Raw genomic sequence first — 23471 nt, forward strand, 5'->3', positions numbered from 1 at the left:
AACCAATCACTGCCGGTTGGCAGAAACAAATCTTCTTACCTAAAGTTTACCAAGCAAAAAAACCTCGTCAATAGCTCCGAGGTTTTTAGGAAAAGTGAACCTTTTTTACTTCTATGGTTCGAATATGATGATCTTCTGCATCGACAATTTTAAATTCACAGCCTTCTGCTTCAATGATATCTCCAATGTCAAAATCAATTTTATGCGTCATCATCCAGCCGGCAATTGTATCAACATCATCATTTTCAATCGCTAAATCCAATAAATCATTTACTTCATCGATCAAGGCTTTCCCATCCATGACATAGTGGAAGTCACCTTTTTTCACAATATGCGGGGTTTCATCTTGATCATATTCATCTCGAATCTCGCCCACAATTTCTTCTAATATGTCTTCAACTGTGACGAGACCTGCTGTTCCGCCGTATTCATCTACAAGCACCGACATATGAATCCGTTCCTTTTGCATCAAAATCAACAGTTCTTGAATCGGTGTACTTTCAATGACACGAATGACAGGGCGCATTAAGTCTTCAATGGACACCTCTTGATTGAGAAAACTTGCTTTAAATACGTCTTTGCTATTGATCACACCAATGACATGATCTTTGTCTTCTTTAATGACAGGATAACGTGTATACCTTTCGTTCAGCATATAATGCGTCACGTCTTCCAGGCTCTGTTCAATTTCAATGGCAGAGATTTCTGTGCGCGGGATCATGATCTCTCTCGCCACTCGGTTATCAAATTCAAATATTTTATTGACATATTTGTATTCAGATTGGTTGATCTCGCCCTTTTCGTAGCTTTCAGACAGGATGAGACGCAATTCTTCCTCACTGATCGCCACTTCATGTTCTTTGACAGAATGAAAACCAAATAATTTCACAATGCCTCGTGCAGCCCCATTTAATGCTTTAATAAACGGGTACATGACTTTATAGAAAAAAATAAGAGGTTTTGCCGTCACAAGACTGACGGCTTCTGCCTTTTGAATGGCAATCGTTTTGGGAGCAAGTTCCCCAACGACAACATGCAAAAACGTAATGATCACAAAGGCAATGATAAACGATATGATGTCTGTCAAAGCGGAATGAAGCCCTGCCTTTTCAAAAAGCGGATGCAGGAAATGTTCCACTGTTGGCTCCCCTAACCACCCTAAGCCTAATGCCGTGATGGTAATGCCAAGCTGACAGGCAGATAAATATTCATCAAGGTTGGTTGTCAGTTTTTGAACATGAATGGCTCTCTTATCACCGCTTTCAATCAGCTGATTGATTTTTGAGCCTCTAATTTTCACAATCGCAAATTCAGTGACAACAAAAAATGCTGTCGCAGCAATGAGTAATAGGACTAAAAATACATTTAAAATATACAAAAAAACCCTTACCTAACACGGGTAAGGGCTCACCTCCTCTGGCGTCAATTAATCATTACGGCCATTTAGGAAGATCATTACAAAACGGAGCAATTCAAACAGGGAGACAAGGGCCGCTGCTACGTACGTAAGAGCTGCGGCATTTAACACCTTGTTCACGCCTCTTTCTTCACTGCTTCTAATGATTCCTTCTGAAACAATGATATTCTTTGCACGAGAACTTGCGTTAAACTCAACAGGCAATGTCACTAGCTGAAAGAACACAGCAGCTGAGAACAGAACGATCCCAAGCCCGATTAAGTTAAGGCTGCCGAGCAATAATCCACCTAGGAAAAGAAGCGGGGCAACACCAGATGCAAAGTTCACGACAGGGAAGATCTTATGTCTCAAGACAAGCGCACCATAGGATTCCTGATGCTGCAAGGCATGTCCAACCTCGTGTGATGCGACTGAAATGGCCGAAATGGAATGGCCATAATACACTGGTTCAGATAAACGAACCACACGCTGCGTCGGGTCGTAATGATCAGTCAAAGTTCCTCTTACCGGTTCAACGGGTACATCGTATAACCCGTTGCGATCTAAAATATATCGAGCGGTTTCAGCACCTGTTTTCATACTGGCAGCTTCAACCTTTGAATACTTTTCAAAATTATTCTTTACTTTAAATTGTGCCCAAAAAGACAATCCCAATGCGGCAAATGTTAAAAAATAAAAAAACAGCATGCTCATCAGCTTCCTTTTTATTTTATATATTTATTTACAATTTTAATGACTTTTATGTAACGTGTACAGCAAAAAGCACTAGGTCTTTTTAAGGGGAATCACTACACCAATGAAAAAGAAGAACATTCCGATGCATGCTGTATAAAATGTCACCGTTCCATATAGGTCTTCAAAAAAACGAAGCCACGAAAAATCATTCATAAAATGGTTCACCGCATTTAAATCAAACACGAGTAAAATCACCGCAGATGATAAAAAGTGTGCGCCGATAAAAAGAAGTACGGTCTTTTGAACAAACGACATTCGCATTCCCTCCTTCTTCTCTCTTATTTTAAGATATGGGTTCTGTTTCAATACATGACGATGATGAAAAATTGTTTCCTAATCGGGCATACTGACATTAGCAGTCTCCCTGAAAGGACGAGTTCGATGAAATCAAACCGTATCTTCATTGCCTGGCTAAGATGGCCTCTTTATGTTCGCATTGCGATCATCATCTGTTTCTTGCTTCTCTTTTTTGGACAATTAATCGTCATACTTGAACCAAAGCAGTATCATACGATCTTTGATGGGATCTGGTGGGCTCTCATTACAGTCGCGACGGTAGGCTATGGTGATTTTGTGCCGCAAACCATGCCTGGGCAAGTAGCAGGGATGGCGCTTATTTTGATCGGCGCCAGCTTTGTCACGGCATATTTTGCCACGCTTGCTGCCGCTGTATTTAGCAAACAGCACCATTATGTAGAGGGGAAGGTGGCTTTCAAGGGGAAGGGACATCTCATCATTGTCGGCTGGAATGAGAAAACGAACAAACTGCTTCAATCGTTTCAAACCATTGATCCCGCCATGCCGATTGTACTCATTGATGATTCCTTAAAGGAAGGACCTCTTTTAGAGAATGTCCATTTTATTAAAGGCCATGGTACAGAGGATGCCACACTTCGCAGAGCAAATATTATGAGTGCTGATACATTGATGATTACCGCAGACCAGCATGAAAATGAAGTGACGGCTGATATGCAGAGTGTCTTAACCTTGCTTGCCGCAAAAGGATTAAATCCTTCGTTATATTGTTTAATTGAAATTTTAACCGATCGCTATGTGAAAAATGCTGAGCGGGCTGGAGCCAATCAAGTCATCCATACTTCTGATGCCGTGAATCATTTAATGGTGGAGCATTTTCTTTTAAAAGAACAGCTCATGGCGTTAAAAATAAAAAGAAACATGACCCTCCATAAACAGATCACTATCATTCCAGTACCAGCTTCATTAGCTGGAGAGACATTCTTAACGGCACTTCATCACTTTTTAGAGCATCATGTGATCATTGTAGGCGTACAAAAAAAAGAAGGACCCATGATGAATCCTCCTTTTGGATATGAGCTTCATCCAGAGGATGAGCTGATCAGCTTTTAAAGCAGTACATCTTCTAATTCTTTGACGAGTGAAAAGCCAATTTCGGCATAAGCCTTTGACACATCTCCGTCTTTCTCTTTCGGTTCTTGGAATTGGTTAAAAGATGCCCCTACATTTCCAACCATCGCATGGTCATCTAATTTATCTTGATAGACATGCTTTAAGAGAAATGGATGTCCCATTTTCACCACAACGCCTGGCTGATCCAGCTGTCCTTTCTCGGCTGTAAACGGAACTCTGAGAAAGGTATAGCCGTCACGGTTGTCAATTTTATAATCAAAATATCCATGATCATAATCCCAATTCCCATTAATGACATATCCGAGCGGCTTCATGTTTTCTTCTAAATGGTACAGTGAAAAGCTTTCACCAGTCAGCCTAGATGGTACATGAATCATACAGAACCCTCCTTTTTGTATAGGGTTCGTTAAAGAGAGGAATTCATACATTTGCCTTTCGTGATTTGCACATTGTTTGTAAAAGCAGCATCAAATAAGCTTTGGCTGGATGATGCATTTGTCTCGTTCACACTGCCCGCTCCTGATGTTTCTTTCGTAGCACTCATTGGACAAATCCGCCCAACATTCCCAAAGTTAACGATGGCCTGCCCGGAAATGTCATGGATATAAATATGATTTGTTCTCATCGCTTCTTCAACCTCCTCCATTGATTATTCTATGTACAGAGCTTAGGGAGGCTTGCACTGACACCATGAGAACATAAAAAAAGGCACACCTTATGAAAAGATGTGCCTTAGCGTGTAGACAAACCCTCGCATTCGTTGTCAGTCCTGCGCACTGGTGCTCACGAATGTCAAATTCGCTCCGCTCCAGTGCTCGTCCTTCCTAGACTTCAAAGGTTTTCTATCACGCTAAAAAGAAGACAAAGGGCTAAAATACAGTTCATTTTAGCCCTTTGTCAACAATCTGAGGCACATCTTATGAAAAGATGTGCCTTTTATTCTTATGATTGTTTGAGACGGCTCTCAAGTTCTGCCTTTTTCTCTTCGAAGCCCGGTTTTCCTAATAAAGCAAACATGTTCACTTTATACGCTTCTACTCCAGGCTGATCGAATGGATTGACGCCTAGTAAATACCCAGACATCGCACATGCTTTTTCAAAGAAGTACACGAGATATCCGAATGTATAAGCATCCATTTCAGGAATTGTCACAATCAGGTTCGGTACTTTTCCATCCGTATGAGCAAGCATTGTGCCTTCAAATGCTTTTTTATTGACGAAATCAACCGTTTTTCCTGCAAGATAGTTTAACCCATCAAGGTCTTGTTCTTCTGCTTCGATGACAAGTTCATGTCGTGGCTTGTCTACATTCAAGATGGTTTCAAACAAGTCTCTTCTTCCTTCTTGTACATATTGACCAAGTGAATGAAGATCTGTTGAGAAGTTCGCAGATGAAGGATAGATTCCTTTTTCATCTTTCCCTTCACTTTCGCCGAATAACTGCTTCCACCACTCCGCAAAGTACTGTAAGCCTGGCTCATAGTTAATCAGCATTTCAATTGTCCGTCCTTTATTGTAAAGAACATTACGGACAACCGCATATTGATAAGCCGCATTTTCTGAGAGCTCAGATGAAGCGAAGTCTTCACTTGCTTTGGCAGCACCTTCCATCATTTGATCAATGTCTGCACCGCTTACAGCGATTGGCAATAGACCAACTGCTGTTAAGACGGAATAGCGTCCGCCAACGTCATCAGGGATGATAAATGATTCATAGCCTTCTTCAGTTGCTAATGTTTTGAGTGCCCCGTGTGCCTTGTCAGTTGTTGCATAGATGCGTTTTTTCGCTTCTTCAGCACCATATTTTTCGATAAGGAGCTTTTTAAAGATACGGAACGCAATGGCTGGCTCTGTTGTTGTACCAGATTTTGAAATCACATTAATGGAGAAATCGGCATCTTCTAGCAGATCCATTACATCTGTTAAATAAGAAGAACTGATGTTGTTTCCAATAAAGATGATTTGCGGTGTTTTGCGTTTGCCTTTTGGCAAACTATTATAGAAAGAATGGTTTAAAAACTCAATGGCCGCACGTGCGCCAAGATAAGAACCACCAATTCCAACAACGAGTAATACATCAGAATCAGATTTAATCTTTTCTGCACTTTTTTTAATGCGGGCAAATTCTTCGCGATCATATTGCTTCGGTAAGTCAACCCAGCCTAAATAATCACTGCCAGTACCCGTTTGTTCATGAATATTATGATGGGCCACCTTCACAAAATCTTTTAAATATGTAAGCTCATGTTCTTGAAAGAAAGGTAACGCTTTCGAGTAGTCAAATTGAATATGTGTCATCGCTTGTAAGCCCTCCATTACGTTAGTTCTGTCCCTTTCACTTTAGCGGAACTAGCTATTGAAATCAAGTGATCGTCATTGATGCAGCAAAAAGCCGCTCCTCATGAAGAGAAGCGGCCATCCAAATTATAGAGAAGCTTTCAAAATCGCTAAAATGTCATCACGGTCAAGTTTCATAAAGTTACCAAAACCACCATATTCCATTTCTTTTGCTGCGATGTCAGCAATTTTGTCCAGTTGATCTTCACCAATATCATAATCCGCTAAACGACTCGGTGCACCGAGGCTTGTCCAGAAGGCTGACAGCTTGTCGATTCCTTCTAATGCGATGTCACGATCCGATTTTCCTTCTGTCTCAATGTCAAACATGTTCAACATGAGGTTTTTAAAACGTTCGACATTATGATCAAGTGTATGACGCATCCAGTTTGGGAAGAGGATCGCAAGTCCACCTGCATGCGGAATGTCATAGACTGCTGATACTGCATGCTCAATCGTATGTGATGCCCAGTCGCCAAAGTAACCCATTTGCAGCGTGCCATTTAAAGCAATTGTTCCTGCATAAAGGATGGTTTCACGGTGCTCATAGTTTTGTAAGTCTTCAAGTAGCTTTGGCGCTGTCTCGATGACTGTTTGAAGAACAGCAAAACACATCCGATCTTGTAGAGGGGTGTTTTTGACATTATGGAAGTATTGTTCAAATACATGGCTCATCATATCAACCATGCCATACACCGTTTGATTCTCTGGCACAGAATATGTGTGCTCAGGATCTAAAATTGAAAAAGCAGGGTGCGTGACTGAACTGCCCCACACGTACTTTTCATTTGTTTCCCAGTTTGTGATAACAGAGTCTGGATTCATTTCTGAACCAGTTGCCGCAAGTGTCAGCACTGTGCCAAACGGCAATGCTTTTTGAGCGGTTGTTTTCTTTGAGATAATGTCCCAAACATTCCCGTCATATTCTGCTCCAGCTGCAATGGCTTTTGTACAGTCGATGACACTTCCCCCACCAACTGCTAATAAGAAATCAATGTTCTCATTTTGGCAAATGTCGATCCCTTTTTGCACTGTAGTGAGACGAGGGTTCGGTTCGACTCCTGACAGTTCAAATACGTCAGCCTCTGCTTCATTTAAAGCGCTGATAACCTTATCATAAAGACCATTTTTCTTAATACTGCCTCCACCATATACAAGAAGCACTCGCTTTCCATAACGAGCGAGTTCGCTTTTTAGTCCGTCTAGTTGTCCTTTTCCAAACATCAATTTCGTTGGATTATAGTAAATAAAGTTTTCCATCTGTTCTACATCTCCTTAAAACATTTATATCCAAAAACATGAAAGACTACTGTAACATATGTACATGCAGAACTCAAAAAAGATAACTGCTTAAAAGCAGCTATCTTTTCCATGTTCGATTATAAAGAAGCGTTTAAAATAGCTAGAACATCTTCTTTGTTCAGCTTTTTAAATTGACCAAATTCACCACGTGCCATTGCACGGTCTGCAATCAGATCAATTTTCTCATCGTTGATGTCATAGTCAGCTAAACGGTTTGGTGCGCCTAGACTTGTCCAGAAAGCAGAAAGTTTTTCGATTCCTTCTAAGCCAACTTCTTCGTCTGTTTTGCCTGCAGGATCTACATCGAATACACGCACTGCTAATTGCTTGAAGCGACCTGGGTTTTCTTGAATAACATGCTTCATCCAGTTCGGGAACAAGATCGCAAGACCGCCTGCATGCGGGATGTCATACACAGCGGATACCGCATGCTCAATATTGTGAGATGCCCAGTCTCCGCGTGCACCCATTGAAAGCATTCCATTCAGTGCAATGGTGCCTGTGAATAAAATCGTTTCACGAAGCTCATAGTTTTCCAAATCATTGATCAGCTTCGGTGCTGTTTCGATGACCGTACGAAGAAGTCCTTCACACATACGATCTTGGTAAGGTGTATTCTCCGTGTGATGGAAATATTGTTCAAACACGTGAGACATCATGTCGACCATGCCATAAATCGTATGGTTTTTTGGCACAGTAAATGTATTGACTGGATCAAGAATAGAGAATTTAGGGAAGACAGCTGGACTGCCCCATCCATATTTCTCATTTGTTTCCCAGTTTGTGATGACGGAGCCAGAGTTCATTTCAGAACCTGTCGCGGCAAGTGTTAATACTGTACCAAATGGGATGGCTTCCATTGGGACATGCTTACGAGTGACGATATCCCAAGCATCTCCATCGTATTTCGCACCAGCTGCGATCGCTTTTGTTGCGTCAATCACGCTACCGCCGCCGACTGCTAAAATAAAATCAATTTGGTTCTCTTTGCAAAGCTCGACCCCTTTTCTGACCGTTGTTAAGCGCGGGTTTGGCTCAACACCAGCAAGCTCAGTGATTGCAGCTCCTGATTCTTTTAAGATGCTGACAACTTGGTCATAAAGGCCATTTCGTTTAATGCTGCCTCCACCATATACAAGCAATACGTTTTTTCCGTAGTGTTTTAGTTCATCTGAAAGGGCTGAGACTTCTCCCTTTCCAAAAATTAATTTCGTTGGGTTCCAATAAGTAAATCGATCCATGTGATCTCCTCCTCGCGCTACATTATGCGCTTCTTTCATTCCAAAAGTAAAGTAATTTGCTTTCATCCATTTTCTTACGCATAGTTTGGCTAAAAATCTGCAAAATATAAATGTATTGATGCTGTAGCGAAAGGAGGAATCACGATGAGTGCTATTCAGCGTATTGCCCTCGTGCTCACGATTATCGGTGCTATTAACTGGGGACTAATCGGCTTTTTTCAATTTGACTTAGTAGCAGCGATCTTTGGCGGTCAAGGTGCTGCATTATCACGTATTATTTATGGTCTTGTTGGAATTGCAGGTCTTGTCAATCTTGGTCTGTTGTTCAAGCCAAGCGAAGAAGCTGTTCGCCGTGACGAGCCGAATCCAGAGGTTCGCTAAACAAAAAGACATAAAAAAGGCCGCCTATACGAGGCAGCCTAAGGCACCGTTTGAAGCGGTGCTTTTTTTATTTCTTGATAAGGTCTTTACGGTTAGATTGCTCAATCCACTCTTCAAGTTTATCTTTCAGTGTATTGAAACCTTGTGGTGCAGCAGCTTCTTCTTTCGCTTGCTGTGGTCTTTGTTTCTTTGGTTTGCTTTCTTTTCTTTCTGGTGCATCTTGTGTCGCACGGATAGAAAGGCTGATTTTACCTGCATTTTCATCAACAGAAAGAACTTTTACTTGTACTTCGTCACCAATTGAAAGGTGCTCGTTGATGTCTTTTACAAAGCCATGTGTTACTTCAGAAATATGCACAAGTCCTTGAGTTTCTTCATCTAATGCAACAAACGCACCATACGCTTGTAATCCTGTTACTTTACCAGTGTAAACACTGCCTACTTCAAACTTTGTCGCCATGATAACAACTCCTAAATAAATGTTTTAATATTCGTTTATACGCAATTAAAAACTATATCACAGAACGCTCTTTTACGCAAAATATTTTTTAATTGGGTTTAGATCAGTTTAAAAGGGGGAATACCTGAAAACAAGAATGCTTTCTAGTATTCCCCCCTAATTTGAGAGGCATGAGTCCAGATGGATTGATGCCTTTTTTTATTTTAAGATAGCAGGTGCTTCTTCTTTCACTTGTCTATTCTGTAAAAAACGCTGGATTCTTGAAAGTGATTCTTGCAAGTGATCGAGTGACGACGCATATGAACAACGAATATGTCCTTCACCACTTGGACCGAATACATTTCCAGGGACAACCGCTACTTTCTCGCTAAGCAGCAGCTCCTCAGCAAATTGTTCTGAAGTCATGCCTGTGCTTTTAATGGACGGGAAAGCGTAAAACGCTCCGTTTGGCTGGTGGCAAGTGAGTCCAAGTTCATTGAGAGAGCCGACAAACAAATTACGGCGCCTTCTGTAGCTTTTCTTCATTTTCTCCACATCTTCAAGTCCATTTTTTAATGCTTCTTCTGCGGCATATTGTGCCATAGCTGGTGCACACATCATAGAATATTGATGTATTTTCAGCATGGCATCACGGAGGACTGGCGGTGCTGCCACATAGCCTAAGCGCCAGCCCGTCATAGCGAATCCTTTTGAAAAGCCTGAAATCAAAATCGTTCTTTCCTTCATATCTTGAATCGCCGCTACGCTCGTAAAAGCTTCATCGTACGTCAGCTCTGCATAAATCTCATCCGTGATAATTAAAAGATCATGCTCCTTTGCAAACTGAGCAATATCTTCAAGCTCTTCTTTCGAGTAAACAGACCCTGTTGGGTTTGATGGAGAGCATAGCAAGATGGCTTTTGTTTTCGGCGTCAGCTTCGTACGAAGATCAGCAGAATCGGCTTTAAAATCTTTTTCAGCCGATGTACTTAAATAAACCGGTACACCGCCCGCAAGTGTCGTAAGAGCCCCATAAGCGACGAAACAAGGTTCTGGGATGATTACTTCGTCCCCGTTGTTTAAAATGGCGCGAAAGGCCAAATCAAGCGCCTGGCTGCCGCCAACGGTAATAATGAGTTCTTCTTCAGGACTGTACTCAATGTGAAACCGCTTATATAAATAATGACTCAATTCTTTTCGCAAAGAGAGCAGCCCAGCATTTGCTGTATAAGAGGTCAGTCCTTGCTCTAAAGACATAATACTGGCTTCTCTCACATTCCAAGCTGTCACGAAATCCGGTTCGCCGACCCCGAGGGAGATAACCCCTTCCATTGTGGCTGCCAAATCAAAGAATTTCCGAATACCTGACGGCTGAATGCTTTGTACCGTTTCAGATAAATAAGATTTTTTCATTTAAGGAGACACCACGATTCTTTTGTCATCGTCCCCTGTTTCAAAGACTTTCCCATCATGCTTATATCTTTTCAAAATAAAGTGGGTAGTGGTTGAAACAACAGAATCAAGTGTCGATAATTTTTCAGATACGAAGCGGGCGATATCAGACATGGATCTTCCTCTGATCACAACAGATAAATCATACACGCCTGACATTAAATACACGGACTCCACTTCTTGGAACCTGTAAATGCGTTCAGCAATTTCATCAAAACCGACGCCTCTTTTTGGGGTCACTTTCACATCAATCATCGCTGTAACGCCTTCGTGTCCGTCTACTTTTCGCCAGTCAATCATGGTCGAATAATCAATAATGACTTTTTGATCTTCGAGCTTTTGAATAATGGCTTCTGCTTCTTCTGATGTCACACCTGCCATTTTTGCAATTGTATTTAAATCGGCGCGGCTGTTTTCATCTAAAATCTCTAATATTTCAGTTTCTTTTTCGGTTAGTTTCATTGATTTCACACCTCTGATTGTAAAAAGCTAGTTTTAAAAAATCTTCTGAACATTATAGCACGTTTTTCCCATTATGCTAAGCAGGGAAAAGATTCTAATCGTAGCTTAAAATCCACTTTTTAGGGTACAATACAGTCACCTAACAGAGAGTGAGTATCAAATATCGGAGTTGATGAGTGTGGACATTGTACAGCCATCCTATATGAAAAGTAAATTCGGTTTAGATATCTATTACGAACACTATCCAAATGAAGGTAAGAAGACATTGATTTTGATTCACGGCCTTTTCTCATCTACCTTCAGCTATCGAAAGCTCATCCCGCTTCTGAAACAAGACTTCAATTTAATTGCGATTGATCTGCCTCCATTCGGGCAGTCCGAAAAATCAAATACGTTCATTTACAGCTATCGCAACATGGCAAAAATCATCATTGAACTAGCTGGTTATTTGCAGATTCAGCATGCGATCCTCGTGGGGCATTCCATGGGGGGACAAATTGCTTTATATGCTGCCTCTGAGCGTCCCGACCTATTTGAAAAAGCCGTTCTTTTATGCAGTTCAGGGTATATGAATAAGTCCAAAAAGTCGCTTGTTTACAGCACTTATATTCCTTATTTTTATCTCTATTTAAAAAGAAAGTTGTTCAAGCAAGGTATTATGAACAATTTAACCGCTGTTGTGCATGATCATTCGATTATTGATCAAGAGATGGTGGACGGATATTTAAAGCCTTTTTCAGATGACCAAATTTTCAGAGGTATTTTTCGTTTGATTCGGCACAGGGAAGGCGATTTAGCGTCGGATGTCTTAAAGAAAATGGAGACACCTGTCCTGCTGATTTGGGGGGAGGAAGACCGGATCGTTCCTATTCAAATTGGCGAAAGACTGCACAAAGATCTGCCGCATTCAACCTTTCACGCATTAAAAAAAACCGGGCACCTCATCCCTGAGGAAAATCCGGTCTTTGTGTCTGATCAAATTGGTCATTTCAGCCTGTCTTAAAACGAGCAGGAGCTACCTTCTCTTATGACAAAAAGCTGATTTGCGATATGCTGACAGCTTTCCATCGGAAGAAGCTGATCAAATGAGTGATGGTAAATGGCTTGAATGTCTTTCGCGAAAGATAACGGGTCTTCTGCGTCGTATAAGGCACTGATGACGTCAGCAGGCTCCGTTTCGTAAAAGTCCTCTCCATACTGAAAAGGGTCCCATGCCTTAATGATTTGAATCATCTCTTCTACAGCTTGACTATCTTTCATGGGGATCACCGCTTATAATAAATTTTGTGATGTTTATTTTAGCACAACCAAGAGTGGTTGAAAAACGGCTAGAGGTGGGTTTCATGAATTTCGACGAACAGATCATACGTAAAGGTTCAAAATCAGTCAAATGGGATCAAGCAGAGTCTTTGTTCCTGACAACAGATGCGCTGCCAATGTGGGTAGCAGATATGGATTTTAAAGCGCCCCAAGTCGTGCTTGATGCTTTAAAAGAACGATTAGATCACGGTGTATTCGGCTATGCATTTCAGGATCAGGAAACGCAGCAAGCAGTAGCTGACTGGCTCAAAAGAAGACACGGTTGGACGATACAAACAGATGCCGTCACCTTCACACCAGGTATCGTGACAGCACTTAGTTTTGCGGTACAAGCCTTTACAGCTCCGAATGATGAAGTGGTCATTCAGTCACCGGTGTATACGCCCTTCTATCAAATGATTGAAAGAAATGGACGTATCGTCTCAACCAATCCTTTAAAAATAGAAAACAACCGTTACATGATGGATTTTGATGATTTAGAGAAAAAATTAAGCAGACCAGAAGCAAAGCTGATGTTTCTTTGTCATCCGCATAATCCTTCAGGGAGAGCTTGGTCAAAAGAGGAATTAAAGCGTGTAGGAGATCTATGTGTACAGTACGGTGTCACCGTCGTGTCAGATGAAATTCATTCGGATCTGATGCTTTACGGACAGCCGCATGTGCCTTTTGCCAGCCTTTCTGATGAGATAGCTAACATCACGGTAACGTGTATTGCACCGAGTAAAACATTTAATTTAGCTGGTCTTCAGGCATCTGCCATTATCATTTCTGATGAAGAAAAAAGAACCCTTTTCACCAATGAATTGCAAAGAAATGGATTGTCCAAACTGAATGCCTTTGCGATTCCTGCCATGGAGGCGGCCTATCGCCACGGAGATGAGTGGCTTGATTCACTTGTTCTTTACCTCGAAAATAATATGAAGATCGCAATGGATTATATTGATGAATATCTGCCGAGCATGCGTTATATGAAACCAGATGCTTCTTATCTATTATGGCTGGATATTCGTGATTATGAGCTCACTCAAGCAGAATTGAAACGTAATCTGCTGAAAAAGGGCAAGGTCATACTAGAGCTCGGAAACGTATATGGGCACGAAGGAGACGGCTTTATTCGAATGAATCTAGGCTGTCCTGCCGGAACAGTAAAAGAAGGTCTGAAGCGCCTTCATCAAGCATTCACTCTATCATCCGAATAAAACCATTTCTATCAAAAGAACATCCTAACGGGTGTTCTTTTTAAAGAAAAAAACCCTCCTATTATCATATCTACTTTGTACATGAAATGATATAATGAGAGGAATTACAATTATTTACGAGGAGAGCATTTAAATGGAAATGTTCAAGGATTTTCTGCTCCATGTATCTTTTATTCTATTTCCAATCTTTTTATATCATGCACTATGGCTAAGCCGGACCCCTGCTCATTTCCCTAAAACGAATAAACTGCTCATCACCATATTTGCATCCATTTCATCAGCACTATGTATTATGTATCCAGTTGGTTCGATTTTAGATTTGCAGACTGGGCTTCAATCGATTCCCCTTGTACTGGCTATTTTATACGGGGGATATACCGCCGGAATCGTCGCTATCTTAGTTAGTTCAACCGTAAAGTTCGTGATGTATGGCTCTTTTTTATGGGTTGGATTGATTGTTGTACCGATTTACTTTTTCATTCCTTTCCTGCTTTACCGGAAATGGCGCCAATATTCTAAGCAGAGAAAACTGTTATACGGAGTCATGATTGCGTTATCAAAAGGGATGTTTATTTACATTGGACTGCTTGTGGTCAGCTTAATAGAGTACAGCCCTGCATTCATTATGCAACAAAAGCTGCTCGAATTATTTTTCTCAACTCTTTACTACATATTCTTTCTTGTGCTGAGTATTTATTCCATTGAGTTTGTGAAAGAGAATGCGCAAATGAGAACACAGCTTGTCCAATCAGAGAAACTGACGATTGTGAGTGAACTTGCAGCAAGTGTCGCCCATGAAGTCCGCAATCCACTGACGGTGGTAAGAGGATTTATCCAACTGCTCTTTTCAAGTGACAATACAAAAGAGCCGTCAACCAATAAAGATTATAAAAATCTCGTTTTATCTGAACTTGACCGTGCGCAGGATATTATTACGAGCTATCTTGATATTGCGAAACAAAATTATTATCAAATTGAGTCTCTCAATTTATCTAAATTACTTGAAGAATGTGCATCGCTGATGACATCCTATGCGAATTTTAAGTCGGTCACGATTCATCAATCGATTGAACCAGACTTATACATCCAAGGTGATGAAACGAAAATCAAACAAGTCATGATTAATTTAATCAAAAATGCAATCGAAGCAGCGCCCGAACACGAAGGTAAAATCGAACTGTTTGCTTCAAAAGAAAATCATCGAATCTGCCTTTATTTCGTTGATAACGGTGTAGGCATGTCAGAAAGTCAAATGAAAAAGCTTGGTGAACCCTATTACACATTGAAAAATAAAGGAACAGGGCTTGGGTTGACAGTGACATTTTCCATCATTGAAAATCACCATGGAACGATTCGTTTCAAAAGCTCATTGCAGTCTGGTACAACAGTCACCGTGAAGTTTCCTGAAGATACAAGAAGAAAATGATCAATCCATTTTTTTTGTCCTTTTTTCATCGATCTGCTCCTGCTTTTTAGAAGCACGAACGATCAGACGAAAGCAAATAAATGCAGCAGCAAAGAAAAGCACCGTCGTGATTGCCGCAGGGATATACTCCCTTTTATCTTCAGGAAAATACAGTAGAAAGAATATGATGAACGACATGTTCCGCTCTTCCCCCTTTTGCTCGTTTACTTCACTATATTGGCTAAAAGAAAGGAAATACCTTCTTATGCGAAGGAAATGGAGGAATTTCATATGACAGACATTCAGATTGGACAAATCGTGAAAGGTTTTTACAAAACAGGTGTTTACATTGGGGAAGTGACAGCCGTTAAACCATCTACTTATCTCGTTCAAGTAAAAGCGGTTTTAACACACCCCACTCAAGGTGACCTGCATCATCCAAAAGAAGCGGACGTACCTTTTTTTCAGGAAAGACGAGCTTTGGCCTTTAGGGAACAGACGAACATCCCTCATCATATGGTCAAGCCTTATGATGGCGACATCCCTGATTATCAAGTATCACTGAAAGACGCCGTAGACAAATTGAAAAAAGGGCTCAGTGCGGATGATTCCAAGTGGGCTGAAAAATCAAGAGCGTGCCTCTCTTCTCTTGAAAAAGATTATTTTCCAGAAGACGCCCGCTAATCTGCCGAATCAAAAAAGTGAGAGAAGTCAATGAGTTCACCAATTTTGGTTGTTTGCGGATTTTCCACATAGGATCGATCTTTTTCAAAAAGGGTGAACAGCTGATAAGTGGTCATGGCATCATCGAGTGCTTTATGATGCTTACCAGCTCCTTCACTGCCGTACTCCTTAGCTGCTTTCCGAAGTCCTGTGAGTGTTCTATCCCCAAAAAAGGTTTTATATTCAAAAGCCAGATCCCTTTGATTCCCCTTAAAAGGAAAACCAATATGATTGAGCATACAGTTTTGCTTCAGTACCTTCATGTCCATATTTCCCCATGTGATAATCTCACAGTCTTCTCCCCCATCGAGTGACACGAGCTTCTCGATAAACGCCTCAAAAGAAATCCCGCTTTCTACATCCTGCTGCGTAATGCCAAGGAACGATTTACAGCGCTTTGTCAGCTTCGGGAACTTTTTCGGTTTGACATAGCTTGAGAATGTGTCTATGATCGTTTCATTTGATGCTTTAACGACACCGGCCTCAATGATTTCCGGGAAAAAATTTTGCGGATGATATTTCCCATCAGGCATCGTAAATTCAAAATCGACCACAAGCAGCGTCTTCTGTTCCATCAGTCTCACCCCACTTTCTCGTCTGTTTTCCATCCTGCTACTATTATATTAAGACGGACTTTGAAATCACTTCATTTTCGTGAAAATAATGCAGATTCACTATGCCCAACCTATTCATCAGATGAAAGATCGTTTATTTTCCTTTATAATTATTAAGGAACACGAAATAAATAAAGAAGGTGGTCTTTATCACAAACAGGAAGAAAAACTTGTACATCATGTGGTTTGTGAACTTTTTTGTATCTGCCAGCATTACAATGATCGTCCCTTTTTTATCACTTTACATAGAGTCTCTTGATAGCAGTTATTCGAATGAATTTGTTCAAAGATGGAGCGGCTATGTCTTTGGGGTTACGTTTTTAACAGCCTTTCTCATTTCTCCAATTTGGGGACGGATTGGTGACCGGCATGGCTATAAAAAGATTTTGCTCATTAACGGCATTGGGATTGCAACAAGCATTTTATTAATGGGGCTTGTTCAAACCGTTTATCAACTATTTGCGTTACGGCTTTTCATGGGGCTTGTGACAGGCTTTATTTCGACTTCGATGGCACTGATTTCTGCACAGACCGAAAAGGCAACAGCCGGTAAGACCCTTGGTACAATGCAGATGAGTAATGTCGCCGGAGGGTTATTCGGTCCATTAATGGGTGGATTTATGGCAGACAGTGTCGGATTCATTTATACATTTTTCTTAACAGCTGCTGTCATATATGTATCAGCGATTGTCATTATCTTCGGTGTGAAAGAACAGCCGATCCGTTCAAAAGAAGCAAAACGAGTTTCTTACTCACGGAAGGACGTCCTTGTCCATATTTTCAAACAGCCTTTGCTTGTGGTCACCATGCTGCTCACATTTATTACGCAAGTCGGGAACTTTAGTATTCAGCCGCTTTTAGCCTTGTACATTCATGATTTACACGGCCCAGTCAACCTTGCCTTTTATGCAGGACTGGCGTTTTCTGCAACAGGGCTTGGCAATTTGCTGTTTACACGGAAATGGGGAGATCTTGGAGATCGTATTGGTCACGATAAGGTGCTGCTTGCCCTTCTCATCCTCTCCTCCATTTTATTTATCCCGCAAGCGATGGCAGATTCCTACGGGATGTTAGTCATCTTCCGTTTCTTATACGGGATGGCACTAGGCGGCATCATTCCTTGTACGACGGCCTATATTCGCATCAAAGCGCCTGCCTCTATGCAAGGGGAAGTGCTTGGTTACAATGTCAGCTTCCGCTTTCTTGGAAATGTCGTCGGACCCGTCATAGGCGGCATTGTGGCGAGTCATTACGGAATTCCAGCTGTCTTTTATGTCACCGCCGGCATTTTCCTTTTCGGGGCATTATTTTTATGGGCGGTCCGCTCACAATCAAAGACAAAAGAGAGGAGTGTCTGATCCATCATCAGATACTCTTTTCTTCTGTCTAAATGCCTTGTTTACTAGACTTCACGTCTATTCTTTTCTAAAAATAACCTTCTCGTAATCGCAAAAGAATGGTACGATATGGCTAGAAATCCGAAGAAAGTGAGTGACCTCATGTTTCGTGCAATCATTGGTTGGTTATTACTTGCTGCCCTCATCCCATTATTTGTTCTGACTTTTTATCTATCAAAGGAAGAAGCCGCAAGTGTAAAACCTGTTAACGAAGTGCTTGATCAAAAAATCAAGCTGGAAAAGGTAGACTTTTCCCAAAACAGTTATATGTATGATCGAGATGGTTCTCTTATCTCTGAGATCGTATCAAACGATGAGAACCGTGTTTTCGTGAAGTACGATAAAATTCCTGATTCCGTCAAGGAGCTGTTCCTCCGATCAGAGGATCGCAACTTTTATGACCATAAAGGCATTGACTTTATGGGCGTGATTCGTGCCCTTGCCGCAAATGTGAAAAACCATGGCATTAGCCAAGGCGCTAGCACCATCACACAACAGTTATCCCGTAATTTATATTTAAGTCATGAACGTTCATTCAGCCGAAAGTTTACAGAACTGCTCTATTCCTATGAGCTCGAGCGAAAATTTACAAAAGAGGAAATTCTCGAAAGCTATTTAAATACGATTTATTTCAGCAACGGGGTTTACGGTGTCGGTTCTGCGGCTAATTACTATTTTGATAAGCCGCTTAGTTCTTTGACGCTTGCACAGATGGCATTTATTTCTGCGATTCCTAACAACCCTACGCTGTATGACCCATTGAAACAATTCAAACATACAAAGAAACGCCAGGAACGGCTGCTTGGTATTTTAGAAAAAGATGGTGTCATTACTAAGAAGCAATACAAAAAAGCAGTGAAAGAAAAAATCAGCTTGTCCTTAAGTGAAAAGAAAAACCTTTACCCTGACTATGTGACATACGCCAATGAAGAATTTACCGATCTGGTGTCTGATCAGGAAGGCTTTACAAAACGATTGAAAAAAGCCAAAACAGCTGGCGCAAAAAAGGCAATTCAAAAAGAATTATCAGAAAAGGTCAGTGCATTGCTTCAAGATGGTGTGAAGATTTATACAGCACTAGACCCTTCCTTACAACAAAGAGCGGTTTATCAGCTCAATGCACAATTGCCTTATCAAGGTGTGGAAGGCGGTTCAGCAGTCATTAACCACCAAACCCATCAAATCGTCGCACTTGCTGGCGGGAAGAATTATAAAAAATTTGATTTCAACTACGCCTATCAAGCGCAAAGACAACCAGGTTCCGCCATTAAGCCGCTGTTAGATTATGGCCCTTATATTGATCAAACCGGTGCCACGGCATCAAGCAAAATCAGTGCCGGCAAGTTTTGCAGCAGTGGATATTGCCCGCAAAACTATAATCATAAAACGTATGGAACTGTAACACTTGAAACAGCCTTTAAGAACTCTTACAATACACCAGCGATTCGTATGCTTGATACAGTCGGTGTCAAAAAAGGCTTCAGCTATTTAGAAAAGTTTTCATTCGAACATATTGTCGCAGATGATTACCGTCTCCCTTCTGCACTTGGAGGATTTACAAAAGGCTTCTCGCCGCTAGAAATAACCGATGCATATACCGTGTTTGGCAATCAAGGTGCCTATACGCGAAATCACTCCATTACAAAGGTCACAGACTTAAACGGCAAAACCCTTTACAAGTGGAAAGAGTCGCCGAAGCAAATCTATTCTCAGCGTACAAATGAAACAATGCGCAAGCTGCTTGCCTCTGTTGTGAAAAGTGGAACAGGTAAAAAGGCGAATTTCAATTCTCCTTACATTGGGGGAAAAACAGGCACATCCAATGACTACAAAGACATTTGGTTTGTTGGTCTGACAGATCAATACACAATGGGTGTATGGGTAGGAAGAGATAGAGGAACCGTTGAATCTATTTATAGTTCAAGTCCGCACTTACGTATTTGGAAACAAACTATGCAATACGCTAGATAAACAGGAGGTTTGATTGCGATGCATTCAACACAACCCTCTCACTTCATTTTATTTGACGGTGTCTGCAACGTGTGCAGTGGTGCTGTTCAGTTTATCATCAAGCGCGACCCGAATGAGCGGATGATGTTTGCTTCTTTACAATCAGATACAGGGCAGCGTATTTTAAAAGAAAACGGCTTGCCTTTAGATGAGTTCAATTCATTCATTTATATTGAAAATGGGACCCTTTATATGAAGTCAACAGGCATCTTAAAAGCCGCGCGGCATTTAAAAGGGATATACAGATGGAGCTATTTACTCCTCGCGATCCCTCGTCCAATCCGTGACTGGTTTTATCAACTCATTGCAAAGAATCGCTACAAATGGTTTGGTCAAAAAACATCCTGTATGATGCCTACACCTGATATTCAGAAGCGGTTTCTTCCATAAAAAAAGCATCCTCCATCATCGGAGGATGCTTTCTTTCGTCTGATTAAGCTGGCAGACTCGCCATCACACTGTTATAAAGCTTAATAAATAAGTACAAAATGCCGATCAAAAACGTGGCCCAAAACAGCAGATTAAACATCATAAACCCAATTAAATTCAGCATGGAAAGTGATTGATAAATGCGTACCACAACCCAGATAAAATAGACGAGACTTGCTAAAACAAAAAGTCCAACAAGCAAAATGAGCTGCTGCGTCAATAGAAATGCAAGTAAGCTGGCAAACAAATAGACAACCGATGCAATCCGAATTTTCTTTAAGTTCTCCCCTTCAGGGTCCTTTGCAAAAAAGAGCAGCGCCAACTCTAACACCGTATCTGCAATGAGTTTTAAAGCAGATAAAATCATAAAATAAACAAGTGCAAATGCGGCAAATAAAGCAAGACGAATGCCCTGTTCAGAGAAAAATTCCAGCATTCCTTTTAAAATCCCTGCTTGGGTCAAGAAGTCAGTCGTGATACCTACTGTAAAAATAGAAAAGGCAGAGCTGAATAGCAAAATTGAAATCAGCGGAAAATATCCAGTCAAATATGTATTTTTCATAAATAGATCCTTTCTCATAAGCTCATTTTTATTATGGCTCACTTAAAACGGATTGACAAGATGCTTTCCAAGTAAACTGGAATCTAAATCAAATTTGTGATTTTGCACGTACATTCCTTCACAAACTTACATTTTCCCGTTAAAGTATTACTATTACGAAAAAATTGCGCGTTAGGGGTATACTCGTGAAAAAAACTTTAAGACTGCAAACACGGCTGACGATCTTTGTCTGTATTGTTGTCCTGATCTCCCTCTGTATCACATTCTTTACGATCTGGTCAGAAACAGCCAAAAATATTCATCAGCAGGAACGTGATATCGCCCTCTCCACTGCCAAAATGGTCGCAGAGGCTCCGATCACAGCAAAATCATTGGAAAAAGATCAATCATATACAGCACTGCGAAAATATACAACAAGTGTTCAGCGTATTACCAAAACCGAATTCGTTGTCGTCATGGATATGAACGGTATCCGCAAAACACATCCGAATCCGCAAAAGATTGGGAAGCGGTTTGCTGGCGGTGATGAAAAACCGGCATTACAGGGTAAAGAACATATTAGTACCGCATCTGGAACACTTGGCAAGTCCATGCGTGCCTTTGTTCCTGTTTATAACCAAGATGGCAAGCAGCTCGGGGCTGTGGCAGTTGGGATTACATTAAAGGAAATTGATTTAATTATTCATCAAAGCCTGCTCCCGCTCTACTTTGTCACATCGCTAAGCCTTTTATCTGGCATTATCGGTGCACTCATTGTGGCACGTAAAGTAAAGAAGATTATGTTTGGACTAGAGCCAGATGAAATTGCCACATTATTAAAAGAACGAAGCGCTATGCTAGAATCAACAAAAGAAGGCATTCTTGCCGTCGATCAGCACGGTAAAATCAAGCTGGCAAATGCAGAAGCTAAACGTCTTTTTCATAATATGGGCATTATGGTTGACCCTAGAGAACAAGATGTACAGGCCCTTCTTCCTTCAAGCGGCTTAAAGCAAGTAATCGAAACACGGAAACCGCTGCTTGATCGCGATGTCAGAATGAACGGACTGGAGCTTGTCTTTAATGAGGTGCCGATTACGGTAAAAGGAGAAATTGTCGGAGCGATCGCAACCTTCCGTGACAAAACAGAAGTCAAACACCTGGCTGAGCAGCTGAGCGGGGTGAAGATGTATGCCAATGCACTTCGTGCCCAGTCACACGAATTTATGAACAAGCTCCATGTCATTTTAGGATTGGTCCAGCTGAAGAACTATGATGACCTTGGCACCTATATTAAAGATATTGCAATTTATCAGCAGACAGAAACAAATGAAATCATCAACCATGTGAAAAACTCAGTCTTAGCCGGGTTTTTACTAGGAAAACAAAGCTACATCAGAGAACAAGGCGCAGCTTTAGAAGTCAATTGCAGTACACAGGTACCAAACTCGGAGGACCCAGCAGTCACACATGACCTTATTACGGTCATCGGTAATCTGTTAAATAACGCACTCGATGCCGTTTCCCATACAGAGAACAAAAATATCTCCATCTCATTCAGATATGTCCAAGAGCAGCTTCATATTGAAATTACAGACACAGGTGTCGGTCTGACAAAAGAAGAACAGGACATTATGTTTGATCAAGGCTTTTCAACAAAAGGAGAAGACAGAGGATTTGGCCTTTACTTTGTTGACCAAAGCATCAAAAAACTGAACGGACATATGATCGTCACAAGCGAAAAAGGAGAAGGAACGACCTTTAGTCTCCGTATTCCATATAAACAAAAGGAGGATTCACATGATTAATGTGTTGATCGTAGAAGATGACCCAATGGTCGGGGAGCTGAATAAACGCTACTTGACCCAAATAGAAGGATTTGAATTAAAAGGGATTGCCACCTCATTTCAGAAGGCACTAGACATCTTAAAATCAGAAATCATTCACCTTGTATTGCTTGATATTTATATGCCTGGACAAAATGGGCTCGCCCTATTATCAGAAATTCGTGAGAAAAATCATTCCGTTGACGTCATCGTCATTTCAGCTGCAAATGAAGTGGACGTCGTACAGCAAACGATGCGAAACGGAGCTGTCGACTATTTAATCAAACCTTTTGAGTTTGAACGCTTCCAATCAGCACTGGCAGAATATAAAAGAAAACATGCCCTATACCAAACGATGAACAGCATCTCTCAAAATGATTTAGACGCCAAGCTTTTTCATAAAAAAGCAGAGGCGGAAAAAGTCCTGCTGCCAAAAGGCCTGACGAAGAGCACACTCAAACTCATCTGGACAAGCATTCAATCATTCGGTCAGCAGGCTTTCACGACCGAAGACCTAGCCAATCATACTGAAATCTCCCAAGTTTCAATTAGAAAATACTTGAAATTTCTTGAGGATATCGAAGTGGTTGATGTGGAGATGGCATACGGGACAATCGGCCGCCCTGTTTTCCAATATAAACTGAATACAAGCAACATGAATTTGATTCAGCAATATCTTTAATTTGACACATCTGACCTTTCACAAAGGCCAGATGTTTTTTTATGGCATACGATGTCACAAACCCCTTGATATCAGTGGTTCCACTGTAGTAGAGCACATCATAAAAGCGGCATTATATCATATTTCAGCACATAAAAAGACATCGAATTTAGCCTTTTAACATTTTTTTA

At 41.1% G+C, this 23471-nt stretch carries 26 protein-coding genes; 11 read left to right on the plus strand and 15 right to left on the minus strand.

Features of this window, described 5'->3' with window-relative positions; translation table 11 throughout:
- Positions 1–85 precede the first annotated feature (85 nt).
- The 3 genes from NST73_RS14840 to NST73_RS14850 all read right to left on the minus strand — a co-directional run bounded on the left by NST73_RS14840 (position 86) and on the right by NST73_RS14850 (position 2407).
- A complete protein-coding gene (locus NST73_RS14840; RefSeq protein ID WP_024719710.1) occupies positions 86–1378 on the minus strand; it encodes a hemolysin family protein in 1293 nt (430 codons plus the stop codon).
- 48 nt (positions 1379–1426) lie between these two features.
- Positions 1427–2101 (minus strand): zinc metallopeptidase, encoded by a 675-nt coding sequence (locus NST73_RS14845; RefSeq protein ID WP_024719711.1) that lies wholly within the window; start codon positions 2099–2101, stop codon positions 1427–1429.
- An 81-nt stretch (positions 2102–2182) separates the two neighbouring features.
- Positions 2183–2407 (minus strand): hypothetical protein, encoded by a 225-nt coding sequence (locus NST73_RS14850; protein ID WP_342499177.1) that lies wholly within the window; start codon positions 2405–2407, stop codon positions 2183–2185.
- Positions 2408–2533: 126 nt separating this feature from the next.
- Between NST73_RS14850 and NST73_RS14855 the strand changes: the two genes are divergently transcribed.
- Positions 2534–3520 carry a potassium channel family protein gene (locus NST73_RS14855; RefSeq protein WP_041091818.1) on the plus strand — a complete coding sequence of 329 codons (987 nt, stop codon included), beginning with the start codon at positions 2534–2536 and terminating at the stop codon, positions 3518–3520.
- On the opposite strand, the gene NST73_RS14860 is transcribed toward NST73_RS14855, so the two are convergent.
- The 5 genes from NST73_RS14860 to NST73_RS14880 all read right to left on the minus strand — a co-directional run bounded on the left by NST73_RS14860 (position 3517) and on the right by NST73_RS14880 (position 8421).
- A complete protein-coding gene (locus NST73_RS14860) occupies positions 3517–3918 on the minus strand; it encodes a YugN-like family protein (RefSeq protein ID WP_024719713.1) in 402 nt (133 codons plus the stop codon). The genes NST73_RS14855 and NST73_RS14860 overlap by 4 nt on opposite strands.
- A gap of 29 nt (positions 3919–3947) precedes the next feature.
- Positions 3948–4166 (minus strand): spore germination protein, encoded by a 219-nt coding sequence (locus NST73_RS14865; protein ID WP_024719714.1) that lies wholly within the window; start codon positions 4164–4166, stop codon positions 3948–3950.
- A gap of 317 nt (positions 4167–4483) precedes the next feature.
- On the minus strand, positions 4484–5839 hold the full coding sequence (locus NST73_RS14870) for a glucose-6-phosphate isomerase (protein ID WP_342499178.1): 1356 nt from the start codon (positions 5837–5839) through the stop codon (positions 4484–4486).
- A gap of 126 nt (positions 5840–5965) precedes the next feature.
- Positions 5966–7138, minus strand: coding sequence for an iron-containing alcohol dehydrogenase (locus tag NST73_RS14875; RefSeq protein WP_326242278.1), 1173 nt, complete (start codon positions 7136–7138; stop codon positions 5966–5968).
- 119 nt (positions 7139–7257) lie between these two features.
- On the minus strand, positions 7258–8421 hold the full coding sequence (locus NST73_RS14880) for an iron-containing alcohol dehydrogenase (RefSeq protein ID WP_017358962.1): 1164 nt from the start codon (positions 8419–8421) through the stop codon (positions 7258–7260).
- 144 nt (positions 8422–8565) lie between these two features.
- Between NST73_RS14880 and NST73_RS14885 the strand changes: the two genes are divergently transcribed.
- A complete protein-coding gene (locus NST73_RS14885) occupies positions 8566–8802 on the plus strand; it encodes a DUF378 domain-containing protein (protein ID WP_008345792.1) in 237 nt (78 codons plus the stop codon).
- 67 nt (positions 8803–8869) lie between these two features.
- On the opposite strand, the gene yugI is transcribed toward NST73_RS14885, so the two are convergent.
- From yugI to NST73_RS14900, 3 genes are all read right to left on the minus strand, one after another.
- Positions 8870–9262 carry a S1 domain-containing post-transcriptional regulator GSP13 gene (yugI, locus tag NST73_RS14890; protein ID WP_024719717.1) on the minus strand — a complete coding sequence of 131 codons (393 nt, stop codon included), beginning with the start codon at positions 9260–9262 and terminating at the stop codon, positions 8870–8872.
- Between the two features lie 198 nt (positions 9263–9460).
- Positions 9461–10654: an aminotransferase gene (locus tag NST73_RS14895; RefSeq protein ID WP_039169726.1), complete on the minus strand. Its 1194-nt coding sequence runs from the start codon at positions 10652–10654 to the stop codon at positions 9461–9463.
- Entirely contained in the window at positions 10655–11155 is a 501-nt protein-coding gene (locus tag NST73_RS14900; RefSeq protein WP_007500517.1) for an Lrp/AsnC family transcriptional regulator, read from the minus strand.
- A 178-nt stretch (positions 11156–11333) separates the two neighbouring features.
- Between NST73_RS14900 and NST73_RS14905 the strand changes: the two genes are divergently transcribed.
- Positions 11334–12158 (plus strand): alpha/beta hydrolase, encoded by an 825-nt coding sequence (locus NST73_RS14905; protein WP_268431604.1) that lies wholly within the window; start codon positions 11334–11336, stop codon positions 12156–12158.
- On the opposite strand, the gene NST73_RS14910 is transcribed toward NST73_RS14905, so the two are convergent.
- Positions 12155–12415, minus strand: coding sequence for a YugE family protein (locus NST73_RS14910; protein WP_045034535.1), 261 nt, complete (start codon positions 12413–12415; stop codon positions 12155–12157). The genes NST73_RS14905 and NST73_RS14910 overlap by 4 nt on opposite strands.
- 83 nt (positions 12416–12498) lie before the next feature.
- Here NST73_RS14910 and NST73_RS14915 point away from each other — a divergent pair, with 83 nt between their 5' ends.
- Both NST73_RS14915 and NST73_RS14920 read left to right on the plus strand, forming a co-directional pair.
- Positions 12499–13674, plus strand: coding sequence for a MalY/PatB family protein (locus NST73_RS14915; RefSeq protein WP_039169733.1), 1176 nt, complete (start codon positions 12499–12501; stop codon positions 13672–13674).
- 133 nt (positions 13675–13807) lie between these two features.
- Complete coding sequence (locus NST73_RS14920; protein WP_024719721.1) at positions 13808–15100, plus strand: HAMP domain-containing sensor histidine kinase; 1293 nt, start codon at positions 13808–13810, stop codon at positions 15098–15100.
- Here NST73_RS14920 and NST73_RS14925 read toward each other — a convergent pair whose 3' ends face one another.
- Entirely contained in the window at positions 15101–15277 is a 177-nt protein-coding gene (locus tag NST73_RS14925; RefSeq protein WP_008345810.1) for a hypothetical protein, read from the minus strand.
- A gap of 93 nt (positions 15278–15370) precedes the next feature.
- Here NST73_RS14925 and NST73_RS14930 point away from each other — a divergent pair, with 93 nt between their 5' ends.
- Complete coding sequence (locus NST73_RS14930; protein ID WP_017358956.1) at positions 15371–15763, plus strand: kinase-associated lipoprotein B; 393 nt, start codon at positions 15371–15373, stop codon at positions 15761–15763.
- Here NST73_RS14930 and kapD read toward each other — a convergent pair.
- Positions 15760–16377 (minus strand): 3'-5' exonuclease KapD, encoded by a 618-nt coding sequence (kapD, locus tag NST73_RS14935; RefSeq protein ID WP_008345814.1) that lies wholly within the window; start codon positions 16375–16377, stop codon positions 15760–15762. The genes NST73_RS14930 and kapD overlap by 4 nt on opposite strands.
- Positions 16378–16595: 218 nt before the next feature.
- Between kapD and NST73_RS14940 the strand changes: the two genes are divergently transcribed.
- The 3 genes from NST73_RS14940 to NST73_RS14950 all read left to right on the plus strand — a co-directional run bounded on the left by NST73_RS14940 (position 16596) and on the right by NST73_RS14950 (position 20213).
- Positions 16596–17774 (plus strand): MFS transporter, encoded by a 1179-nt coding sequence (locus NST73_RS14940; protein WP_220482436.1) that lies wholly within the window; start codon positions 16596–16598, stop codon positions 17772–17774.
- Positions 17775–17882: 108 nt separating this feature from the next.
- Positions 17883–19784: a transglycosylase domain-containing protein gene (locus tag NST73_RS14945; protein WP_017358954.1), complete on the plus strand. Its 1902-nt coding sequence runs from the start codon at positions 17883–17885 to the stop codon at positions 19782–19784.
- A gap of 18 nt (positions 19785–19802) precedes the next feature.
- Positions 19803–20213: a thiol-disulfide oxidoreductase DCC family protein gene (locus tag NST73_RS14950; protein ID WP_017358953.1), complete on the plus strand. Its 411-nt coding sequence runs from the start codon at positions 19803–19805 to the stop codon at positions 20211–20213.
- Positions 20214–20256: 43 nt separating this feature from the next.
- On the opposite strand, the gene NST73_RS14955 is transcribed toward NST73_RS14950, so the two are convergent.
- Positions 20257–20814, minus strand: a complete 558-nt coding sequence (locus NST73_RS14955) for a YufK family protein (protein ID WP_017367952.1) — start codon at positions 20812–20814, stop codon at positions 20257–20259.
- 185 nt (positions 20815–20999) lie between these two features.
- Here NST73_RS14955 and malK point away from each other — a divergent pair, with 185 nt between their 5' ends.
- Both malK and NST73_RS14965 read left to right on the plus strand, forming a co-directional pair.
- The gene (malK, locus tag NST73_RS14960) at positions 21000–22601 is read left to right on the plus strand and encodes a malate sensor histidine kinase MalK (RefSeq protein WP_017367953.1); all 1602 of its coding nucleotides are present in this window, start codon (positions 21000–21002) and stop codon (positions 22599–22601) included.
- Entirely contained in the window at positions 22594–23301 is a 708-nt protein-coding gene (locus NST73_RS14965; protein ID WP_024719723.1) for a response regulator, read from the plus strand. The genes malK and NST73_RS14965 overlap by 8 nt, the downstream gene beginning before the upstream one ends.
- Positions 23302–23471 lie beyond the last annotated feature (170 nt).

The sequence above is a fragment of the Bacillus sp. FSL W7-1034 genome, assembly GCF_038593365.1.
Lineage (GTDB): Bacteria > Bacillota > Bacilli > Bacillales > Bacillaceae > Bacillus > Bacillus altitudinis.

Coding starts and splice junctions, on each gene's coding strand:
- NST73_RS14850 (WP_342499177.1), bottom strand. CDS start 2,407: ATGTCGTTTGTTCAAAAGACCGTACTTCTTTTTATCGGCGCACACTTT.
- NST73_RS14855 (WP_041091818.1), top strand. CDS start 2,534: ATGAAATCAAACCGTATCTTCATTGCCTGGCTAAGATGGCCTCTTTAT.
- NST73_RS14860 (WP_024719713.1), bottom strand. CDS start 3,918: ATGATTCATGTACCATCTAGGCTGACTGGTGAAAGCTTTTCACTGTAC.
- NST73_RS14865 (WP_024719714.1), bottom strand. CDS start 4,166: ATGAGAACAAATCATATTTATATCCATGACATTTCCGGGCAGGCCATC.
- NST73_RS14870 (WP_342499178.1), bottom strand. CDS start 5,839: ATGACACATATTCAATTTGACTACTCGAAAGCGTTACCTTTCTTTCAA.
- NST73_RS14875 (WP_326242278.1), bottom strand. CDS start 7,138: ATGGAAAACTTTATTTACTATAATCCAACGAAATTGATGTTTGGAAAA.
- NST73_RS14880 (WP_017358962.1), bottom strand. CDS start 8,421: ATGGATCGATTTACTTATTGGAACCCAACGAAATTAATTTTTGGAAAG.
- NST73_RS14885 (WP_008345792.1), top strand. CDS start 8,566: ATGAGTGCTATTCAGCGTATTGCCCTCGTGCTCACGATTATCGGTGCT.
- yugI (WP_024719717.1), bottom strand. CDS start 9,262: ATGGCGACAAAGTTTGAAGTAGGCAGTGTTTACACTGGTAAAGTAACA.
- NST73_RS14895 (WP_039169726.1), bottom strand. CDS start 10,654: ATGAAAAAATCTTATTTATCTGAAACGGTACAAAGCATTCAGCCGTCA.
- NST73_RS14900 (WP_007500517.1), bottom strand. CDS start 11,155: ATGAAACTAACCGAAAAAGAAACTGAAATATTAGAGATTTTAGATGAA.
- NST73_RS14910 (WP_045034535.1), bottom strand. CDS start 12,415: ATGAAAGATAGTCAAGCTGTAGAAGAGATGATTCAAATCATTAAGGCA.
- NST73_RS14915 (WP_039169733.1), top strand. CDS start 12,499: ATGAATTTCGACGAACAGATCATACGTAAAGGTTCAAAATCAGTCAAA.
- NST73_RS14920 (WP_024719721.1), top strand. CDS start 13,808: ATGGAAATGTTCAAGGATTTTCTGCTCCATGTATCTTTTATTCTATTT.
- NST73_RS14925 (WP_008345810.1), bottom strand. CDS start 15,277: ATGTCGTTCATCATATTCTTTCTACTGTATTTTCCTGAAGATAAAAGG.
- NST73_RS14930 (WP_017358956.1), top strand. CDS start 15,371: ATGACAGACATTCAGATTGGACAAATCGTGAAAGGTTTTTACAAAACA.
- kapD (WP_008345814.1), bottom strand. CDS start 16,377: ATGGAACAGAAGACGCTGCTTGTGGTCGATTTTGAATTTACGATGCCT.
- NST73_RS14940 (WP_220482436.1), top strand. CDS start 16,596: ATGTGGTTTGTGAACTTTTTTGTATCTGCCAGCATTACAATGATCGTC.
- NST73_RS14945 (WP_017358954.1), top strand. CDS start 17,883: ATGGCTAGAAATCCGAAGAAAGTGAGTGACCTCATGTTTCGTGCAATC.
- NST73_RS14950 (WP_017358953.1), top strand. CDS start 19,803: ATGCATTCAACACAACCCTCTCACTTCATTTTATTTGACGGTGTCTGC.
- NST73_RS14955 (WP_017367952.1), bottom strand. CDS start 20,814: ATGAAAAATACATATTTGACTGGATATTTTCCGCTGATTTCAATTTTG.
- NST73_RS14965 (WP_024719723.1), top strand. CDS start 22,594: ATGATTAATGTGTTGATCGTAGAAGATGACCCAATGGTCGGGGAGCTG.